This window comes from Pedobacter sp. AC190 (genome assembly GCF_979258025.1).
Genome location: NZ_OZ409824.1, coordinates 2,440,116 through 2,459,745, shown reverse-complemented (window position 1 = coordinate 2,459,745; position 19,630 = coordinate 2,440,116). Strand labels below are relative to the sequence as shown.

The window sequence follows — 19,630 nt, the reverse complement described above, 5'->3', positions numbered from 1 at the left end:
TTAAAATCTTATATTATAGTTGATAAATGGAATTGCTGATGCAAAGATGGAAAGCTTGTAACCACTTATTACACCGTTTTGCTCTGTAAAGTATGTTGAATAAGCATTTTGTCTGCCTGTAACATTGTAAACTCCAATTGTCCAGGAGTTATGAGTAAGCTGATGCACTTTATGATTTCCCTCGATGTTTAATGAGATATCGGAACGGAAATAATCTGGTATTCTATATGCATTTCGATCCGAGTAAAAAACCCGCTCGCTGCCAGCATAATAGTACTTCGCAATTGGAAGTGTAATTGGTCTGCCAGTACTATAAGTTACGTTTAGCGAGAAGCTATAACGATGCGTAAAACGATAATTTCCAGTAAAATTAAAGGCATGCGGTTTATCATAGTTTGCAGGGTAATAATTTCCACCATTCACAGGAGCTGCTATAGTTGCATCATCCATTTTAAGGAAGGTTCGAGAATAAGCATAACTCATCCAGCCATTAAGATTTCCTGTGTTTTTACGTACAAAAAATTCAACGCCGTAAGCTTTTCCTTCGGTATTTAAAACATCAGTTTCTATATGATGGTTGAGCACCAAATTAGCACCACTCTTATAATCCAGATAGTCTTTTAACTTTTTATAGTAAACCTCTACAGAAGTTTCTATAGTTTGCGATTTAAAGTTCTTATAAAGTCCTAAAGAAACCTGGCTCCCAAACTGCGGTTTAATGTTAGGGTCGCTCAATTTCCAGACATCAGTTGGTGCAATGGCTGTTGTGTTCGATAACAAATGAATATATTGCCTTAACGTATTATATGAAGCTTTTACAGAAAAGTTATCACTCAAGTTATATCTAGCCGAAAGCCTCACTTCAGGCCCATGATAAGTTTGAATAAGCTTATTATTCCCATACTTTACACTATCAATTAAATTAACACTCGTTTTTGGCAATCCCGGAGCGTAATTATTTATCGTTTGCGGCCCTAAATAGTTATAAAGAGAATATCGCAAACCAGCACTTATCGAAAGGTTAGTGCCAATATCATATTTATCACCAATGTATAATGCGCTTTCTAAAGCCTGCTCAGATGGCATTAAATCTGGCCGAACCAAAGATTCATCGCCTTTTGGATTGAAATTACCTGGATTTAGTTTATAATAAATGCTCGATAAACCAAAATTAATCGTGTGGTTGTTATTTAAGTAATAAGTGAAATCGGTTTTAAAATTCGATTGATTAATATTAAAATCGAGGTTGTATGCTGTTAAAGGATTTACAGCACTGTTAATATTATATTCATACCGATCTACGCCAGCAGAAAACACACCATAAATCTTATTGTTAAAGATATGTTTCCACTTTAATGATGCATTTTTATTGCTATAACTGTAGGCTGTATCGCTATTTAACTTGAAATCATCAGTACTGTAGTAGCCAGAGAAGTAGATGTTGTTTTTTTCATCAAACTGGTGACTGATACCCAAATTTATATCTGTAAAAGAGGCTCTGCTTTGCTTATAATCATCAGGAAGCAATTTTAGCAGCCAATTAGAATAAGTAGTTCTTGCGCCTAAAATAAAGGAGGTTTTATTACTATCGATTGGCCCTTCAATATTTATTCTACTGGTTATCAGACCAATACCTGCTGTGCCTGTAAATTTCTTTTTGTTGCCTTCGCGATTAGTTACTTCTAATACTGATGATAATCGTCCGCCAAAACGTTCGGGTATTGTACTTTTATAAAGCTGTACATCTTTTACTATATCAGGATTGAATGCAGAAAAGAAACCAAAAAAATGTGATGGGTTATATATTGTGGCATCATTAAGCAAAATTAAGTTCTGATCTTGAGAACCTCCCCGAACACTAAAACCAGTACTTGCCTCACCAACAGATTGAACGCCAGGTAAAGTAAGCACCACACGCAGAATATCGGGCTCGCCAAAAACTGAAGGCACCTGCTTAATATCTTTTATATTAAGGCGGTTAACGCCCATTTCCAAACTTTTAATATTCGCGATTTTATCTGAGGAAATTTTCACCTCTTTAAGAGAAAAAATCTGCTCCTGAAGTTCGATGTTCAGCTTACCATCACCGTTTAGTAAAATCTGTCTTCTTGCATCACGCGAGATAACAGACTTAACAACCAGTGTATGCCTACCCGTAGGAAGTGTTAGCGAGTAAAATCCAAATTGATCTGACATGGCACCTACCTTTGATTCTAAAGAATAAATACTGGCGCCTACAATTGGTTCTCCTGTTTTTATATCTTTCAAATAACCCGCCATTGTTGCCCTGGCCTGGCCAGTTTTTATACCTACAGCATATACCTTATTTTCTATCGTTGCATCAGCTACTTTTTCGGTTTGGGTATCATTAAAATAATCTGCAGTTTTAACTTCCTTTGCTTTTTGGCCTTCCTTAACTGCATAGTAGCCTTCGGCCAACTCTGTTTTAATTTGTTTATTTCGAGTTAAAAATATATCGTTTCCGCTAATAGCATAATGAAAATCAGTGTTTTTAAATGCCTCTTCCAGTATAAAAGACACTGGCTTTTGCTCTACTTTTAATGTAATGGTCAAACTATCGGCATTAACTTCCTCGAAATAAAAATGATAAGCAGTTTTGGCTTCAATATCCTTTACCAAATCGATTATTTTCGCGTTATTGAAATCAACTGATATTGGTTTTGAAATATCGTTCTGCGCAAATGAGCTTAAGCTCAGAAACGAGAAAAAAGTAAAAACAAAATAAATAGTGAAGCGCATGTTAGTTAGAAAGATTATCAAAATAATTAGCTAATAAAACCATTGCCTTTGTCGGTTCTTTTCTAAATTTAACAGCATTGGTTTTAAGCAATCGTTTCATCTCGGCCTTATGATCTTTAAAAAGTTTAAGGAAAGAGCTTTCATTGGTGATTTTAGAATAGCTACCATCTTTTTTCACAAAGAATTGAGTTCTTACCTGAAAATATTTTCTTAAATCGGCAGTTCCCGATGTTTGTTGCAAACTTGCAGATCGCTTAACGAGAACTTGAGTTTTCCCATCGTGAAGCAGCTCCAGGAACCCACTTTTAAAAGGAATGTTAACACTATCTTTACTCGTATCTATAAAAACGTGATGGTGATCTAAAATTGTAAACGAACTTACTTTTTCAGAAATTAAACTGAATTGTAAAGAGCTTTCGTAGTTATTGCTAACTAACACGTCTTTATAAACATCATAAAGTAATGGAACATTCTCATACTTAAACCCATTGTAAACTACAGTACCATTTTTAAGTAACTTTTCTTCGAGCAAGTACGGCGATCCATCGATATTAGATCGGTAACCAACATAAGAAAAGCCGTTATATAAACGAGATTGAGAACCGATAGCTTTATTGAAATAAGTTTCGATATTCTTTTCAGCTATTGATTGAACTTCAGCACCATCAGACTTAACTAACTGGCTCATTGCAGCTTGACTAAGCCCAATTAAAAAAAGAAGTGAACAGCTTATAGCTTTGAACATTTTATAGAGAGATATAATTTTTTAAGTTAAATAATTAAGCTGTACAAAATATTAAGTATCAAAAATGTTATTCTCTATGGCTCTAAAAGACAGCGCACCTACAACCCTTAAATTTGTCTTGAATACACCCATCTGCCTGTTTTAGTGTTGCTTAACTTAGCTTATCAAAGCACTAATATATGAATACATTTCACCCATACTTAAACTTCGATGGCCAGGCCGAAGAAGCTTTTAATTTCTACAAATCAATTTTCGGTGGCGAATTTATTTTTCTTAAAAAAATAGGTGATGCACCAGATTCTGAGCAATTCCCTGAAGAGGAACGTAATCGCGTAATGCACGTTGCTTTACCAATAAATGAGCATACCATTTTAATGGCATCAGATTGCGTCCCTTCGGCGGGCCATGTACTTAACTCAGGTAATAATATATACATTAATATTGCAGCCGAGAGCCGTGAAGAGGCAGATCGGTTATTTAACGGTTTATCGAATGGCGGCACCATAGAAATGCCAATGGAAGATCAGTTTTGGGGCGATTATTTTGGAAGCTTTAAAGATAAGTTCGGAATACAATGGATGATTAATTTCGGATCATATTAAGATAATGAGACTGTATATAAATAAAAAACAACTTATTATACAACCTCATTACTCTTTTAAGTGCCTGTTAAGCTTATAAACCTTTCAACTCCGATTTGATTCAGAAAATATTCATCATGAGAAACAACTAAAAGCAACCCTACATATTCATTAACCGCAGCAGTTAAAATTTCTATGTTTTGAATATCGAGGTTATTTGTTGGCTCATCTAAAACGATAACATCTGGAACCTGCGTGCCAATTGTTAAACAGCATAACATTAACCGCATCCTTTCTCCACCACTTAACGTTGCGCAGGGTTTATCCCAAAATTCTTTCGTGAAAAGAAACCTGTTTAAACGAATTTTAATTTCATGCTCCAACAATGCCCCCGAATTATTAGACTGTGCCTGCTCATAAACACTAAAATCGTCACGAATTAAAGAGTAATCCTGATCAATATAAACTGCATTAAAATCGCTGATTTTAATTCTGCCCGACTGGGGCACAAGCAATCCGAGTATCATCTTAATAAATGTGGTTTTGCCTGAACCGTTTAAACCTTTAACAGCAATTCTTTCTCCAGCAGTAAATTGAAAACTTAGGGGCTTTTTCCATAACAACTGACTATTATATTGGAAATTTATCTGCTCCGCAGTAATCAGAATTTTTCCGTTATGAAAACGAGAGGCTTCAAAACCCATCTTCATCTTGTCAACATCCAACGCTTCCCTCCGCAATTGACTTAGATCTTTGGTAATTTCATTTACCTTTTCTGCGTGTATGCCTTTAATTTTAGAAGTGCTTTTTTCGGCATTATTTTTCAGCGTATTCATTGAAATAGTAGGCAAACCTGCCTTTTCTTGTTTCTTTTTTCCTCGGGCATCTAATTTTTGTTGCCGCTCTATTGATTCCTTTTGTATTTCTTTTGCCTTACGCAACGCTTTTTCTTTATTTTTCAAATCGTACTCGTGTGCCTCACTTTCTATCTTTTTTTGTTCGATATAGAAATCATAGTTCCCCCCATAAACAGTGATACCAGCTTTATTAAGCTCATAAACCACATTTAGCAGATTAAGTAATGTTCGATCGTGGCTTACCACCAGTAAGGTATGATTAGTTGAGGCTACATAATTATATAAACTTAATCGACCTGCATCATCAAGGTGGTTACTCGGCTCATCAAGCAGCACCATTTCGGGTTGGTGAATGTGGATGCCAGCAAGAAAAATTTTCGTTTTTTGTCCGCCACTTAACAACTGCAGTTTTTGCATCAAATCCAATTCATCTAAGCCCCAAATTGCAAGTGCTTCCTTGCAACGTTCTTCGATTAACCAATCGTCATTTAGTGTATATAAATTTGACTCCGTTGCCCGACCTTCTAAAATTTCGTAAAAAGCATTCAGCTTATCGGCAATGCCCAATGCTTCAGCAACTGTGCAGTTATTGTATTGCCCGTAAATTTGCGGCACATAGTAAGGTTTAACTTCTGCCTTGAGAACGCCTTTTGAGGGAATTAAATCTCCAGCTAATATTTTTAAGATTGTAGATTTACCCGAACCGTTATTTCCAATCAGTGCAATTTTATCGTTTTTATTGATTTGGAGATTTAACCCTGAAAAGAGTATATCTCTATTTGGATGTACGTAAGTACTCTCTTGTAGAATAAGCATAATTTCTTTTTAACTGTAAATAATTAAAAGCAACAGCCTAATGTGCCTGTGCTAGTTATTTTTTTTGAAAAGAAATTAAATCCTACATTCAGAATTGGTTTTGATTATGATGCAAAAATAAGAAAATGATTTAAATCACAGCTATATAGCCGAACTAAATGAGTATTTTAGCTACTATGAAAATCCTGTTCTTCTCTGCAAAACCATACGATAATACATTTTTTGAACGCTACAACCATTACGGTTTTGAGATGGAATTCTGGGAAACTCATTTAGGCCCGCATATAGCTGATGCTGTAAAAACTGGTACAGATGTAGTTTGTGTATTTGTTAATGATAAGTTAACTGCCGAGGTAATTAAAACCCTATTCGAAAAAGGAGTTAAAATTATTGCCCTTCGATGTGCAGGCTTTAATAATGTGGATTTGGATGCTGCAAGGAAATATGGCTTGAGGGTTTGTCGGGTTCCTGCCTACTCGCCCGAAGCTGTAGCAGAACACGCTGTTGCCATGCTGCTCACCTTAAATCGTAAAACACACAAAGCTTATAATCGGGTAAGAGAACAAAATTTCTCGCTAACGGGCCTTATGGGTTTTAACCTTTTCGGGAAAACAATTGCTGTAATTGGAACTGGAAAAATAGGCGCTTCCTTTTGCAAGATTATGCTGGGCTTTGGCTGCAAAGTAGTAGCTTTTGATCCATTCGAAAATGACGATTTGAAATTACGCGGTGTTGAATATTTACCTTTTCACGAAGTGATAAAACTGGCAGATGTAATTTCGCTCCATTGCCCCTTAACAGCAGAAAATGGATACTTAATTAATGCTGCGGCAATTGCAGCAATGAAAAAAGGTGTAATTATAATTAATACCAGCAGAGGCGGATTAATTAATACAAAAGATACTATTGAAGCGTTAAAAAACGGCCGTATTGGAGCATTAGGAATCGACGTTTATGAGCAGGAGCAAAAACTCTTCTTCAAAGATTTATCTGGCAGTATCATCGATGATGATGAGATTCAGCGCTTAATCAGCTTTCCAAATGTACTGGTTACGGGTCATCAGGCATTTTTTACCCAGGAAGCTCTTGTAGAAATTGCAGAGTCAACATTACACACCATTTCTAAGCTATTGCAAAATCAAGCCGTTGATAACGACCCAGCAGTATTAGTTTAAATTTTAATCGTAAATAATTTGTAAGGAAATAAAATCTATACCGACTAACACTGAATTGAGCGTAGTAATAATCATCAGCAAAATTATTTGAAAAGCAAATGCAAACGGAGCCAGCAACTTTAAATACCTTTCCCTGCAACCCTAAAAACTGGGTTGTAAACTATGCCGATTACCTCTACAATTATGCCGTAACACGCATTAACGATGATGAATTAGCAAGAGATTTAGTACAGGAAACATTCTTAGCAGCCTTAGAAAAAGTAGAAAAGTTTGAAGGCAGAAGTAAAGAAGGCACCTGGCTTACCGCGATTTTAAGAAACAAAATTATCGACGTGTACCGAAAAAAATCGGCATCACTTTTAAAGCAAGAAATTAGCGAGGCGGAAGATTACAATGCCCAGGATTTTTTCGACAACGATGATGGCCATTGGAATCAAAATCATCGCCCTAAAGCATTTGGTATTGAGGATTTTGATGTCCTAGGAAAGAAAGAATTTAATCAGATACTTCAACTTTGTTTCCACAAATTACCTGCCCTATGGTTATCGGTTTTTACTATGAAACATCTAGATGATGAAAGTGCCGAAAGCATTTGTACAGCGCTTAGAATATCTTCCTCCAATTTTTGGGTAATTATACATCGAACAAAAGTAAACCTGCGTTCGTGCCTTCAAAAAAACTGGATTTAATATCAACGAAATGAACGAACTAAAAAAGATTCAATACAATTGCAGGAAAGCAACCTTTTTAATCGAGAAGAAACAAATCGGTAAAATTACACTTCGCGAAAAAATAGAACTATCTATTCATTTAGCTGGTTGTTCGATTTGCAAAACTTTCGAAAAGCAGAGCTTAGTAATTAACCACATGGTAAAGTCGCTATTTAATGCTTCGCAACATCATAGTCTAAAACTCGATGATGATTTTAAAAAGGATTTACAAAAACGGTTAGATGAAAAGCTTAGTCAGTTTTAACTGGCCGTTTATTTTTTTGTTTTCCTGTCAAATAATCTACACCAAAAGCAAATAATATTGCCCCCAATATTGAACAGCAAACCAAAGCTATAACATTTAATATAAAGCGGTGGCTGGAAGTATGATTAGTTAAAATATATGAAGTGGGTGGTCTAAGTATTTAAAAGAATCGATTGGATGTGTACCGATATGTTTTTTGAAAATTAGAAAGGCTATTCTATTATTTAATTTCCCATCCTCCTACGAAAATCCAATATCTATTGCTGTTTTTGTTTACCAACATTCTATTCAAAGTGTCAAGCACTGATTATATTTACAGCAGCGAAAGTGCTAGAAATATCAAATAAATCCACCTGCCGGGGTTTAAGCAACTGCCAATATAAAATTTTGGAAAACTACCTTTGAAAAAGCAACCAAAGACACAAAAAAATTATGTGGATGGGAAAAATAACTGCCCTGATTTTACTGCTTTTTAGTGGTCAGGCTTTCAGTCTTGCTGATCCAGGCAATTTAAAAAACACCGTTTTTACCGCCAAAGTTATTCGAATTTTGGATGGCGATACGATGGAGGTTTTATACCAAAATACGCCAATAAAAATAAGACTGGCACATATCGATTGTCCAGAAAAAAGAAGAAAACAACCTTTTGGTAATAACGCTAAAATTGCACTATCGGATTTATGCTTTGGGCAAAACGTTACCATTCAGGCACAGAAATTCGATCGCTATAAAAGACTTATTGCGGTAGTAATTAATTCAAGAAAACAAACCGTTAATCAGGAAATGATTAAAAAAGGCATGGCCTGGCATTATAAAAAATATTCTACCGACCCGCTTTATGCACAACTGGAAATAGAAGCCAGAAGAAATAAAGTTGGTTTGTGGAAAGATGCAAAGCCAACACCACCATGGGAATGGCGGAAACCAAAACCAAAAGCATTTTTTCTTTAAATTACTGATTTCGCCTTTGTTCCTCATCCGAACCGGAATTTCGTTTCCTGCCTTCGATTCTGGCGTTGCCAAAACGATAAGAAAAATTTAAGCGAATGCTTCTGCTATCATATTTACTTTTTACGCTATAATATATATTTCCATAATTCCTTAAACTTCTGGTTATGCCTGTAAAAAAAATATCATTGATACTGATCCCAAGATTGCCATTACCCTTCCATATTTTTTTGCCTGAACTAAAGCTCGTTGTGCTAAATGGGAGATTTATATATGTACCATAAGTTACCCTAGCCTGCCCATAGAAAAATATTTCGGCATAAACAGTTTTACTAAGTTGAAAGTTATTTCCGATAGATAAGTAACCTGTACTTTGCTTAACCTGTTCCATTACGTTATTGTAATTAAAGCGATAATTACTGTTCGATATTCCTAAAGCGTAATTAAGCTGCCAGAATTTAAACAAAGTATTGTTGTACGACATATTAAAGCCCACATTGTGGTAACTACTAATATTCGCTTTAAGCACTTTGGAAATTTCATCCTGGTTGTCCCTCGTCTGGAAATCGGTAATTACATCTTTAGTGGTAGAATAAGAGGTAGAAAAATTAAGCTTGCTGTTGTAAACGTAAGCAAGTCTGAAATTTTGGGTATAAGAAGGATTGAGATAAGGATTTCCTGTTCTCGAGCTAAAAGCACCTGTAACAATCATAAAAGGATTCAGCTCGCTGTATGATGGCCTTCCTATCCTTCTTCCATAAGTTAACGAGAAGGCGTGCTTTCCTGTTTTAAACCCTGAGCTAAAGTTTGGAAAAAGATTTAAATAGGCATTCTTAACCCTGCTTTCGAGCGTTAGCGATATGCCACTGGTAAAAGTTTGTTCTGCCCGTAGCCCAAGCTGCAAACTAAATTTATCAAAAACCATTCGGCTGGCACCGTAAACTGCAATAATTGTTTCATCGTAATGAAATTCGTTACTTCCATAATCCAGAGCAGGTTGCCCCTGACTGCTCATTACAGAACTAAAATTATTCTCTAAACCAACGTCGCTAATTTTTAAACCAGTTTCGAGCGTACCAGATTTTATTTTCTGTGTATAATCGGCCTTTAAGCTGTAAATCTGTGAGGTAGTTTTTCCTTCCTGAATATAATTTCGACTTATTGGTAAGCCATTATTTAGCTGGGTGATTAAATTTTTACTCTCATTGTGATATTCAAATAATCCCGCATCGGCGTCTATATTAAGTTCCTGCTGCTTTTTGGTATCAATTAAATATCGATAACTAAGGTTTAAATTTAAGCCCTTATTCACAACAGAGCCTGGATTTTCAGACAACGTATAATCAAAATCATTAGCATTAGAAAAAGACCCAACTTTTGCAATAGAGGTAAAACCTGGTTCTCTCTTACTGTAGTTTCCTATTAACAATGCGCTGATGCTTTCTTTAGTATTTAAACTACGTTCGAAGCCAGTCCGAATATTTTGACTTTGGTAAGGTGTATTGTAAACCGACGAATCAAGCAGTGTTTGATTCAAATCCTGTTGCTTATTTACAGTTTGCAATTCCTGATATTGTTTACCTCCGCTACGGCTATAATTGAGGGTTATATTATTTTTCCCTTTTTTATAGTTAAGCCCTGCACTTCCATTTGCCGATGGATATTTCCAGCCATGTCCTAAAGTAAAATTGATAGTTGCATCATATCCTGGCTTTATCCTTTTAATGGTTTTAATATTGATAATTCCGCCAGCACCAGCAGCATCATATTTTGCAGAAGGATTATAAATAACCTCAATTTGTCCGATATCTGTACTGGGCGACGATTCGAGTAATGTTATTAAAGAATTGCCACTGAGCCGAGTAGGTTTTCCATCTATTAAAACCATAATAGGCTTACCTTCTACGGTAATATCATCACGATTGATAAGCACACCAGGTATTTTTTTTAGTACATCTACGGCATTGATACCAGCTTTCGGATTACCATCTACATTTACCAGAAGCTTGTCGGGCTCTTGTTGTAAAAAAGGTCTACTGCTGCTAATTATTACTTCCTTCAATTGCTGGCTTGTCGACATTAAAACAATATTTAAGAAGCCTGTAGTATCTGTTAAGCTAATGCGATAAGGAATATATCCCATGTGGTTAACTGCCAGATAACTTTTACCTATTTCCCCTTTAATAGAAAACTTTCCTGTTCCATCCGAAACTGTTTTATAAATTACCTGATTCGATAAATTATGTATGGTGATACTAGCACCTGCAATAGCTCTTTTAACTGAATCGATAATTGTTCCATCAATCGTTGCAACTTGTCTGGCTTCACTAAAACCAGTTATTAAAATTAAAATAATCGATAGGTAGAAATATTTCATCGCTAATACAGTTTGGTTTTTTAAACAGGTAATAATTGCGGTTTAGTCGCTATGCCTGTCGGTTTGTTTTTTGCTAAAGATGAAATCCAAACCTCAACAATAAAGAATAGAATCTTTAACAAGCGCAATAGTGAAGGCCAACTGGCTGTTTTATTCTGCAAAATTTTGGAGGTTTAATAGAAAGCTAACTTTCTGTTAATGTTGTATTTCAGAATCTATATAAAGCTGTAGATTTGAGTTATGAGACCAAAAATCCCGCTGCTGATACTTTGTTTTACCGCCTTCTATTTGGCAGATCATCTTTCGGGTTCTGTTAATGAATTTAGTAATGGAAAAGGCGTTGCAGGCTTTTTTCAAAACCTTATCCATGTATTTTTAAATACTTCTTTCTATGTTTTTTTGCTCGATGCTATTTTAACATACTTACTCTTTTTTTACCTCTATCCACGTAAAGGAACCATAATTACGACTTTGGTATATTTAATAATTGCCATTCCGCTTATGATTTCGCTTCGTTACCTGATAGAAGAAATAATTATTTTTGCCATCACTGGGCATCATAATTATGGAACAAATGCCCGAACGGCTAAAATTTATATCCCCGATAACATCTACTTTACCATTTATTTTAGTTTGCTTTCTATTGTGTTTTTCGGGGTACAGTACGAGCGTTTTAGCAAGCTGAAGAAACAGGCGCTGGAGCTACAAGCCAGAAATGCAGAGCTTTCTTTTTTAAAGTCTCAGATTAATCCTCATTTTCTTTTCAATAATTTAAACAGCATTTACACTTTAATTTATCAAAAATCAGAAAATGCACTCCCCGCCGTAAGTAAGCTATCCGAACTGCTTCGTTATATGCTTTATCAAAAAGAAGATTTGGTGTTGTTAAGTAAAGAAATAAGTTACCTGCATAACTTTATAGATTTGCAATTGATGAGGTACGATTTTACGCCTTGCATAAAAATTGATATTGAGGAAGGTATTGATGAGGGTTTAACCATTACTCCACTAACTTTAATTCCTTTTGTAGAAAATGCATTTAAACATGGCGATCTTAAAACTACAGAATATCCACTTTCTATAACTATTAGTGTTAAAGATAAATGGCTTTATTTTAATATTAAAAATAAAAAGAATAACATGCATAAAGATGAAACTGGTGGAATAGGGCTTGAAAATGTGCGTAAAAGATTAGAACTACTAAAGCCAAATGATTTCGAGCTTAAAATCATTGAAAACAATAACATATTTGATGTGAAACTTAAAATGACCATCAATGGCTAATGTATTAAACTGCATGGTGGTAGATGATGAGCCTTTGGCATTGTCCCTTCTATCCGATTATATCGAAAAAACACCAGGATTGAATTTAATTTCTGCTGTATCCAATCCTTTGGCAGCGATTAGTTATTTAAAATCGGAAGCAATAGATCTTATTTTTCTGGATATGCAAATGCCCGAACTAAGTGGTTTAGAATTTCTTGAACTGTTGCAGAAAAAATGTATGGTTATAGTAACCACAGCCTATAGTGAATTTGCTATTGATGGATATCGATTCGAAATACTTGATTACCTGCTTAAGCCTATTACTATGGCAAACTTTCAAATTGCTGTAGAAAAAGCCTGGTTGCTTGCTGCAAAAAATAAATTTTTTAACGAAACAAACTCCTCACAACCTCAGCAGTCATATATTTTCATTAAAACGGAGAATCGGTTTGTCAAAATAAATCATGCCGATATTTGCTACTTTGAAGGCGCAAGAGATTATGTTGTCATCAGAACCATAAACGAAACCATTTTAACTCTGCAAAGCATGAAAAGTATTCAGGAAAGCCTGCCTGAACCTAACTTTATGCGGGTTCATAAATCCTTTATTGTATCTCTTGATAAAATCGATTTTATTGAAAGAGGACGAATCAGCATTCGCGATAAGCTGATTCCAATTTCGGATAGCTATAAAGAAATTTTCTTTAAATATATAAAATAAGCACAACTCTAGAATACGCCCTTAAAGGCGTTTCAAAGGCTTTTAAGGTATTCTACCTTAGGAAAAGTCTTATTTATGGGGGTTAAAAATTAATAATTGAACAATTGAATTGCAATTGTTCAAACTTATTTCTATTTTCCATGTAAATCTCTCAAAAGCCCTGTTACTACCAGATACATTATTCCCCCTAAATCATCAAGTTTATTTTAATGAGCCAAAACCGAATCGTCAGCCTATTTTCCTGTGAAAGAAAAAGTATAAATTGCAGGGCATCTTCATTTTGATTAGATCATCGCTAGATACTTGCGAAGCCTGCAACGTATAAAACTCAGCACCAAAATAAATTAAATCCTAGCTTGCACCTAACATCGTATATTTAATATGAAAATTATCAAATTGATAACCTTTCTCTGTATGTTAAGCCTGTTTGTATTTGCTAAAGACAAGAAAAGCAATTATAAAACGCTTTCGCGTGATACATTAATCGTTAGTCAGCTATTAAAAAAATCGCGTTTGCACGAAGCCGATCAACCTGCTTTATCGGTAAATTTCGCCAGATATGCGTTAAAGGAAGCTCGTAAAACTAACTTTACCCTCGGCGAAGCTCGTACGCTCTCGCAAATGGCAGTGCTCAACTTGCAATATCATTCTCTTATAACGGCCATAAGCTATCAAACTCAAGCCCTTAATCTGCATAAAAAAATCAATCCTTCAAATGCAGAAAGTGCCCATGCTTATATGTTTCTCGGCTACCTGTACGGTAAGGCAAAAAACCTCAAACAAGCAAATCTTAATCTGGAGAAAGCGATAAGTCTTTATACAGTACTTCATTTAAATCATGGTACGTTTCTTAGCTATAAAAATCTTGGAGAAGTTAACCAACACATGGGTAACAGTGATGCAGCACTTGGATATTTTCTTAAAGCGAAAGCAATTGGCGAAATGCAACCCCTTTCTAACGATTATCTTGATCTGCTTAAAAAGCTAGGTAATCTTTATTCGGATATAGACAGCAATAACAGGGCCTTGGTTATTTTTAATGAAGGATTTAATAAAAGTGATCAGCAACCCACACATTTACGTGCACACTTAGATTTTTTAAGCAGTAGCGGTATGGTGCATAATCGCATCGGAAACAAAGATAGTGCACTCAGCTATCATAAACTTTCCTTGTCGAAGGCTGTGCAATATGCCATTCCTGAAGAACAAGCTCGATCCTTAATTAATATAGCTGGCGTACTAAAATATGATAATGCAGGGCAAAGCCTAAATCATTTAAACCGTGCACTTGTTATTGCAAAGGAAATTGATAACAAACCATTGGCTGCAGAAATTTACCGCAGCTTGAGTGAAACGTATCAACAACAAAACAAATTTAAAGAAGCAATTCTGGCACTGGAAGCACACCACAATTTGCTGCAAACGCTTATTGTGATCAACAAATCACGCGAATCTGTTATTGTTAAAGGTAATGATGAACTGGAGCGATCAAGGGCAAGTATTTTTCAGCTCGAACTTACTAACCAACATCGAACATTCGAACGTAATGTGGGTATTTTTGCGTCAGTATTTGCCTTTTTTATAATTACAATGGGTGCTTATCATTTTTACAACACCCGAAAATTAAACAAGAGACTTTCAGAAACCAATCTTGTTAAAGACAAGCTTTTTTCTGTTATTGGTCACGACCTCCGAAACCCTATTGGCGGCATTACTACCATGCTTTCGCTTATGGAGAAACGAGATCTCGATTCGCAGGTATTATCCAAGGTATCGATGATGAAAAAGCAAGGAGAATTAGCCCTCGAAATTCTAAATTCTTTGCTAAAATGGGGACAAACACAGTTGCAGGGTATCCAGGTAAATCCTGTCAGCTTTAATTCGAAAATTTTAATTGAGAAAAACATTAATTTACTTTACCATCAGGCCGAGGAAAAACAAATCACAATTACCGACAATTCTCTATCCGAAATCAGTTTATGTGGCGATGCAGATCATTTTGATTTTATTATTCGAAACCTTTTATCTAACGCCATAAAATTCAGCTTTGCCTCTGGCAATGTGCAAATATTAGCTAAGGCTGATGAACAAAAGCATGAAATAATTTTCTCAGTAAAAGATAATGGGACTGGTATTAGTATGGAGCAGCTGGAAAAATTTAAGGTTGCCAATATTGAAGTAGCCTACGGAACAGAAGGCGAAAAAGGAACAGGTTTAGGGTTGATGTTGTGCAAAGAATTTGTGAAAGCCAACCACGGTAAAATATGGGTAGAAAGCAATCAAGGAAAGGGTGCTTGTTTTTATTTTTCTTTCCCTTCACAAGCCAAGTAATTTTGCTTACTTGTTATAAAAATCTTTTGATCCTTTACGTTTCCAAGTTAAAGTATGTTAAAACTTGCAAAGAAATTGCAACAATATTATACATTTAAAACATGCGTACTTATCTATTATTATTTCTTTTTACCAGCGCTTTTCTTTTACAAGCTAAGGCGCAACAGTTAATTAGCGGCAAAATTACCGATGCTAAGGGAGAACCATTGTCTTACGTAAATATTGGGATTAAGGGTGGCAAAACAGGCACAATCAGCGATGTCAAAGGAAACTTTAAGCTAAGTATTCCTCAAGATCTTTTAGCCGAATCTTTTACTTTTTCTTGTATAGGATTTCAAGAGCAAACATTTTCAGGTACAGAATTAGCAAAACAACCTAATCTTCAAATCACTTTAAGCGAAAAGGTAGAGCTACTTAACGAGGTAAAAATCAGTAATACAAAAAGAAAAGTCCGCAAACTAGGCATCACGGGTAGAACGCCAATGGTGTCTATACCTACTTCCAGTAAAACCTCTACAGATATTTTCGAACAAGCCAGGTTAATTCACCTTCAATCGGCTGCGAAAATACTGGATGCAAACATTTTTTTAATATCTAACGATGAACGCGAGGTAACCATCAGGGTTAATTTTTATGCCTTTAAAAACGGTATCCCTGCAGAAAGATTAATTGAAAAAAGTATTATAAAAAGAAAAATTCTAAAAAAAGGTTGGCTTTCAATCGATCTTTCAGATGAGGATATTTATATCGCTCAAGATTTTGTTGTATCATTCGAATACCTTCCCGATGGTATAGAAGATAATAAACGTATTGTTTTCGCCGCCAAATTGGGTGCTTCAGATAGTTGGTTAAGAAGTAATAGTCTTGGTTTATGGCGCAAAAATGAAGTTGGTGGCGCTACCATTTATGTTACCGCAGAAATGTAATTATGTGTTTAATTCCACTTCACTTTATGGCGCACTGCCCCATAAAGGAATTATAAATCCAGTAGTCTGAAAGAGACTCGCCCCTTGTTTGCTATTTTTGATACAAATAAAATTGTTGGCAGAAAACAAAGATAATATCTTTGCAAAAAAATTAAAAACAACAAAGGCGTAGCCTACAAGTATGAATACCCAGAAGGAAGATCTTGTTTCGAACTGGATACTGGAAAATGGAAACCCAGCCATCGAAAAATTGACAAAGGTAAATTTAGCAACCGCAGCAAAAGTTAGTCTACTTCTTACACAAAAAGGACTCAATGCCAATACGCTCGCTCATCTGGTTGATACCCAAATAACCGAAGTTAACAAGTGGTTAAAAGGAAAACATAATTTCAGCGAAAAAATTTTAACGCAAATCACAAACGCACTCGAAACAGAAAGTTAAGTTTAAAAGGAGAAAGCTGAGGTTGAAAGATTAAAACGAAAAGTTTTAAAAAATTAATGCTGACAACCGAATTTGACTTAGTTTCAGCGTAGGAAAAATTAATTCTAAACAAAAAAGCCGCCTTAATAGGCGGCCAAATTATAACGTGAGTTTGATTTTTTTATTTTGCTAAATTCATGGCATTTTGTTCAGCTGCCATAATCGCTTCCGAGGCGTAAGAAGCTGATCGTTGACTTGCAAAATTATTAAGCTTCAAGTTTTTCTGATTACTTGCGATGATCGTGCTCTGATCAGCAGTACCGTTTAGTTTCAATACCGCATCATCATTCACTACTGAATATAAACTTGCAGTTGTAGTTTTGATTCTAGCTGTAGCGCTATGGTGTAAAAATAACTGCAGGTATTTTAAATCCAGGTTATTAGTGGTTATCACTTGCGACTGACCGTAAGCTTCTATTCTTTCTAAATTTTTAACGGTAACGTTAAGGGTAACCTCACCAGTTTCGGTTGAATTAATAACTAAGATTTTGCCATTGCTCGAAACCGAAGTTTTTGCGGGGTTAAAGTTTTCTCCGCCTACTACGGACTGTTTATCACCTTGTGTTAAAATAACTTTCACATTTCCACTTACCCAAATCCTATCAAAAGTTTTAATTGAAGATGTTTTTGTTTCTGTTGTAACAGGCTCGGTGGCGAAAGTTGCCATAGCTGAAGAAGTTAATACTACTGCTGTTAATGCTGTTGCGAATAATGTTTTTGCTAAAGTTTTCATATCTTTTATATTTTAGGTTTTTGCTATTGTTTTGTTATTAAGACGCCACTACGCATAAAACGTTGCAGGCAAAAACCTTGTATTATACCAGTTTAGGTAAGTGCTAGACCAACGCCTGTAATTTCTCGACGAACGGTTGAGGTAATTTTGTAATAGGGGTGAAATTTAGAGTAGTTCCTGTTTACAATCGCCAACAATGAGGCATAAACATTCTATCCCTATAACTATTGTCGGGGTCACCGCTAAAGCATAGTGTGGTTTCTTAGGATTTCGCTCGCCGCTGCAAGGGCTCTTACCTTTCCCCTGATTGATAGAAAGGTAACCAAACATCAAGACTTGCATCTGATGTGGGTTATGCCCGTCGAAACTTTGATAACGGCAGTACAAGCCCGATAAAAAATCGGGTGGACGCCGCCGCCTTGTGCAATGCAAATTTGAAAGTTTGCGCATACATTTCAAAGCCTAACCTGCCATCATTTGCTATGCTAGATTACTGGATGCAGAGATTAAGCCCCTTTATGGTTGGAAAAAACAGAAGATTAATGAACTAAGGTTGCAATTAAGACAGTAGCGGTGGGTTGATCTGGTATAGAAGATTTTGGAAGAGAGAAGCCGTAAAATCTGTGTACTTATTAACGATTCACGCCAACAAGGAAATTTGCTGCTGTGGGAAAGATTGATATTAGGGATACCACAAATTAGCGCCTATGAGGCGAAAATAAATTTATTTAAAAAGATCGCCAAGGTTCGTTCATACCTGCGCCTCGAATGGTATTCAAAGTCAAAGATCTCTCCGCTACGGTCGAGACGACCTCCAGAAACCATATGATCTATATTTATGGTAAAAAATAGATTTGTTATTCCATTATTTTAATAAGATTAAAAAGGTTAATTAATAAAAACGGTATTCTATTTTAAATACTTCACCATAACTACTTACCTGACTATATTTACAGCTGGTTTTATATTCTTTTTTAGTTTCAATAATTACTGAATTATTATCACCCCAATATGCTTTAATAGGAAGCTTCTCTCCAACGACGCCATACACTATTCCTGTTCCAGCAATTAGCGAAATAACTACATAAGTTGATGCGCAAGCACCTTTTCCATTAAATTGCACATTCAATTTAAACAAACCATTAGGCGAAATTTCTTCAGATAATAACCATTTATCATTAAATTTCTTGTTGTATACTGTATATTCTTCCTCATTCATGGTGATACTCTTTTTGCCCTGAACAATTGAATAGAATGTTTCCGTCTTACCCAGGCTCATCATTTTATCTATCATGATTTTATGTGCCACCAGCAATCCTTCAAGTATCGCTACATTTTCTTTTTCTTTTGGGTTTAGACGGTAGGCTTTTAGGTAATTCTCTACTAGATAAGAGTCATTATTATCGATTTCCTTTTTGGCTAAAATTGGTAAAATTCGGGTTTTATATTCTTCGAAAATATCAATATCATAGCCTGTATTTTCTTTGATGTAATCATTAAAATTTAAATCGTAACGGTGCCTTAAAAGAGAAATATGAATATCCAGGCGTTTTTTAATTTGCTTCGACCTATATTTTTTGATGTCTTCTTCGGTTCGCTTCAAGTCGCCTAAATACCATTGTTTTGATTGACTAAAATCATCAAAAACCATATCACTAGAATGATACTCCAGCAAATAATTTAATAAAGCTAAAAGAATTTTTTTATTCCTTTCCCGTCCTTCTTTTGTAAGAGTCATGTTAAATGAATTTATTTTATTAATAATTTATCTCTTAAACTTCTAAGCTATATCAGCTGAAGATAAAAAAATTTGATTTAACATGGAGTAGTGCGATGACCCCTGAAAGCGGGGCAAAAAAACACGGCAATATCAAAAAGTATCTACCGCGTTTATGATCTGAGAATCTGTGAACAGATTTCGATTACACAACCTAAACA

The 19,630-nt window shown here is 35.4% G+C and carries 16 protein-coding genes; 10 read left to right on the top strand and 6 right to left on the bottom strand.

Annotation, left to right across the window (positions count from 1 at the left end; genetic code table 11):
- Both ACZZZI_RS10795 and ACZZZI_RS10790 read right to left on the bottom strand, forming a co-directional pair.
- The gene (locus ACZZZI_RS10795) at positions 1–2,760 is read right to left on the bottom strand and encodes a TonB-dependent receptor (protein ID WP_463489422.1); all 2,760 of its coding nucleotides are present in this window, start codon (positions 2,758–2,760) and stop codon (positions 1–3) included.
- 1 nt (position 2,761) lies between these two features.
- The gene (locus ACZZZI_RS10790) at positions 2,762–3,448 is read right to left on the bottom strand and encodes a hypothetical protein (protein WP_463489421.1); all 687 of its coding nucleotides are present in this window, start codon (positions 3,446–3,448) and stop codon (positions 2,762–2,764) included.
- A 236-nt stretch (positions 3,449–3,684) separates the two neighbouring features.
- Here ACZZZI_RS10790 and ACZZZI_RS10785 point away from each other — a divergent pair, with 236 nt between their 5' ends.
- Entirely contained in the window at positions 3,685–4,107 is a 423-nt protein-coding gene (locus ACZZZI_RS10785; protein WP_463489420.1) for a VOC family protein, read from the top strand.
- A gap of 56 nt (positions 4,108–4,163) precedes the next feature.
- On the opposite strand, the gene ACZZZI_RS10780 is transcribed toward ACZZZI_RS10785, so the two are convergent.
- Positions 4,164–5,759, bottom strand: coding sequence for an ABC-F family ATP-binding cassette domain-containing protein (locus tag ACZZZI_RS10780; RefSeq protein ID WP_463489419.1), 1,596 nt, complete (start codon positions 5,757–5,759; stop codon positions 4,164–4,166).
- A gap of 158 nt (positions 5,760–5,917) precedes the next feature.
- Here ACZZZI_RS10780 and ACZZZI_RS10775 point away from each other — a divergent pair, with 158 nt between their 5' ends.
- The 4 genes from ACZZZI_RS10775 (at position 5,918) to ACZZZI_RS10760 (ending at position 8,860) form a co-directional block, all read left to right on the top strand.
- Positions 5,918–6,934, top strand: a complete 1,017-nt coding sequence (locus tag ACZZZI_RS10775) for a 2-hydroxyacid dehydrogenase (protein ID WP_463489418.1) — start codon at positions 5,918–5,920, stop codon at positions 6,932–6,934.
- Between the two features lie 98 nt (positions 6,935–7,032).
- Entirely contained in the window at positions 7,033–7,623 is a 591-nt protein-coding gene (locus tag ACZZZI_RS10770; RefSeq protein ID WP_463489417.1) for a sigma-70 family RNA polymerase sigma factor, read from the top strand.
- 10 nt (positions 7,624–7,633) lie between these two features.
- Positions 7,634–7,909, top strand: a complete 276-nt coding sequence (locus ACZZZI_RS10765) for a hypothetical protein (protein ID WP_463489416.1) — start codon at positions 7,634–7,636, stop codon at positions 7,907–7,909.
- A gap of 438 nt (positions 7,910–8,347) precedes the next feature.
- Complete coding sequence (locus tag ACZZZI_RS10760) at positions 8,348–8,860, top strand: thermonuclease family protein (protein ID WP_463489415.1); 513 nt, start codon at positions 8,348–8,350, stop codon at positions 8,858–8,860.
- Between the two features lies 1 nt (position 8,861).
- On the opposite strand, the gene ACZZZI_RS10755 is transcribed toward ACZZZI_RS10760, so the two are convergent.
- Positions 8,862–11,234, bottom strand: a complete 2,373-nt coding sequence (locus ACZZZI_RS10755; protein ID WP_463489414.1) for an outer membrane beta-barrel protein — start codon at positions 11,232–11,234, stop codon at positions 8,862–8,864.
- Positions 11,235–11,474: 240 nt separating this feature from the next.
- Between ACZZZI_RS10755 and ACZZZI_RS10750 the strand changes: the two genes are divergently transcribed.
- The 5 genes from ACZZZI_RS10750 (at position 11,475) to ACZZZI_RS10730 (ending at position 16,920) form a co-directional block, all read left to right on the top strand.
- The gene (locus ACZZZI_RS10750; protein WP_463489413.1) at positions 11,475–12,518 is read left to right on the top strand and encodes a sensor histidine kinase; all 1,044 of its coding nucleotides are present in this window, start codon (positions 11,475–11,477) and stop codon (positions 12,516–12,518) included.
- A complete protein-coding gene (locus tag ACZZZI_RS10745) occupies positions 12,511–13,221 on the top strand; it encodes a LytR/AlgR family response regulator transcription factor (protein ID WP_463489412.1) in 711 nt (236 codons plus the stop codon). The genes ACZZZI_RS10750 and ACZZZI_RS10745 overlap by 8 nt, the downstream gene beginning before the upstream one ends.
- 381 nt (positions 13,222–13,602) lie before the next feature.
- Entirely contained in the window at positions 13,603–15,552 is a 1,950-nt protein-coding gene (locus ACZZZI_RS10740) for a tetratricopeptide repeat-containing sensor histidine kinase (RefSeq protein ID WP_463489411.1), read from the top strand.
- 101 nt (positions 15,553–15,653) lie between these two features.
- Entirely contained in the window at positions 15,654–16,478 is an 825-nt protein-coding gene (locus tag ACZZZI_RS10735) for a carboxypeptidase-like regulatory domain-containing protein (protein WP_463489410.1), read from the top strand.
- Positions 16,479–16,659: 181 nt separating this feature from the next.
- Positions 16,660–16,920: a hypothetical protein gene (locus ACZZZI_RS10730; protein ID WP_463489409.1), complete on the top strand. Its 261-nt coding sequence runs from the start codon at positions 16,660–16,662 to the stop codon at positions 16,918–16,920.
- Positions 16,921–17,080: 160 nt separating this feature from the next.
- Here the strand turns inward: ACZZZI_RS10730 and ACZZZI_RS10725 are convergent, their stop codons facing one another.
- Positions 17,081–17,692: a GIN domain-containing protein gene (locus ACZZZI_RS10725; protein ID WP_316755029.1), complete on the bottom strand. Its 612-nt coding sequence runs from the start codon at positions 17,690–17,692 to the stop codon at positions 17,081–17,083.
- 892 nt (positions 17,693–18,584) lie between these two features.
- Positions 18,585–19,430, bottom strand: coding sequence for a hypothetical protein (locus ACZZZI_RS10720; protein ID WP_316755027.1), 846 nt, complete (start codon positions 19,428–19,430; stop codon positions 18,585–18,587).
- Positions 19,431–19,630: the final 200 nt, after the last annotated feature.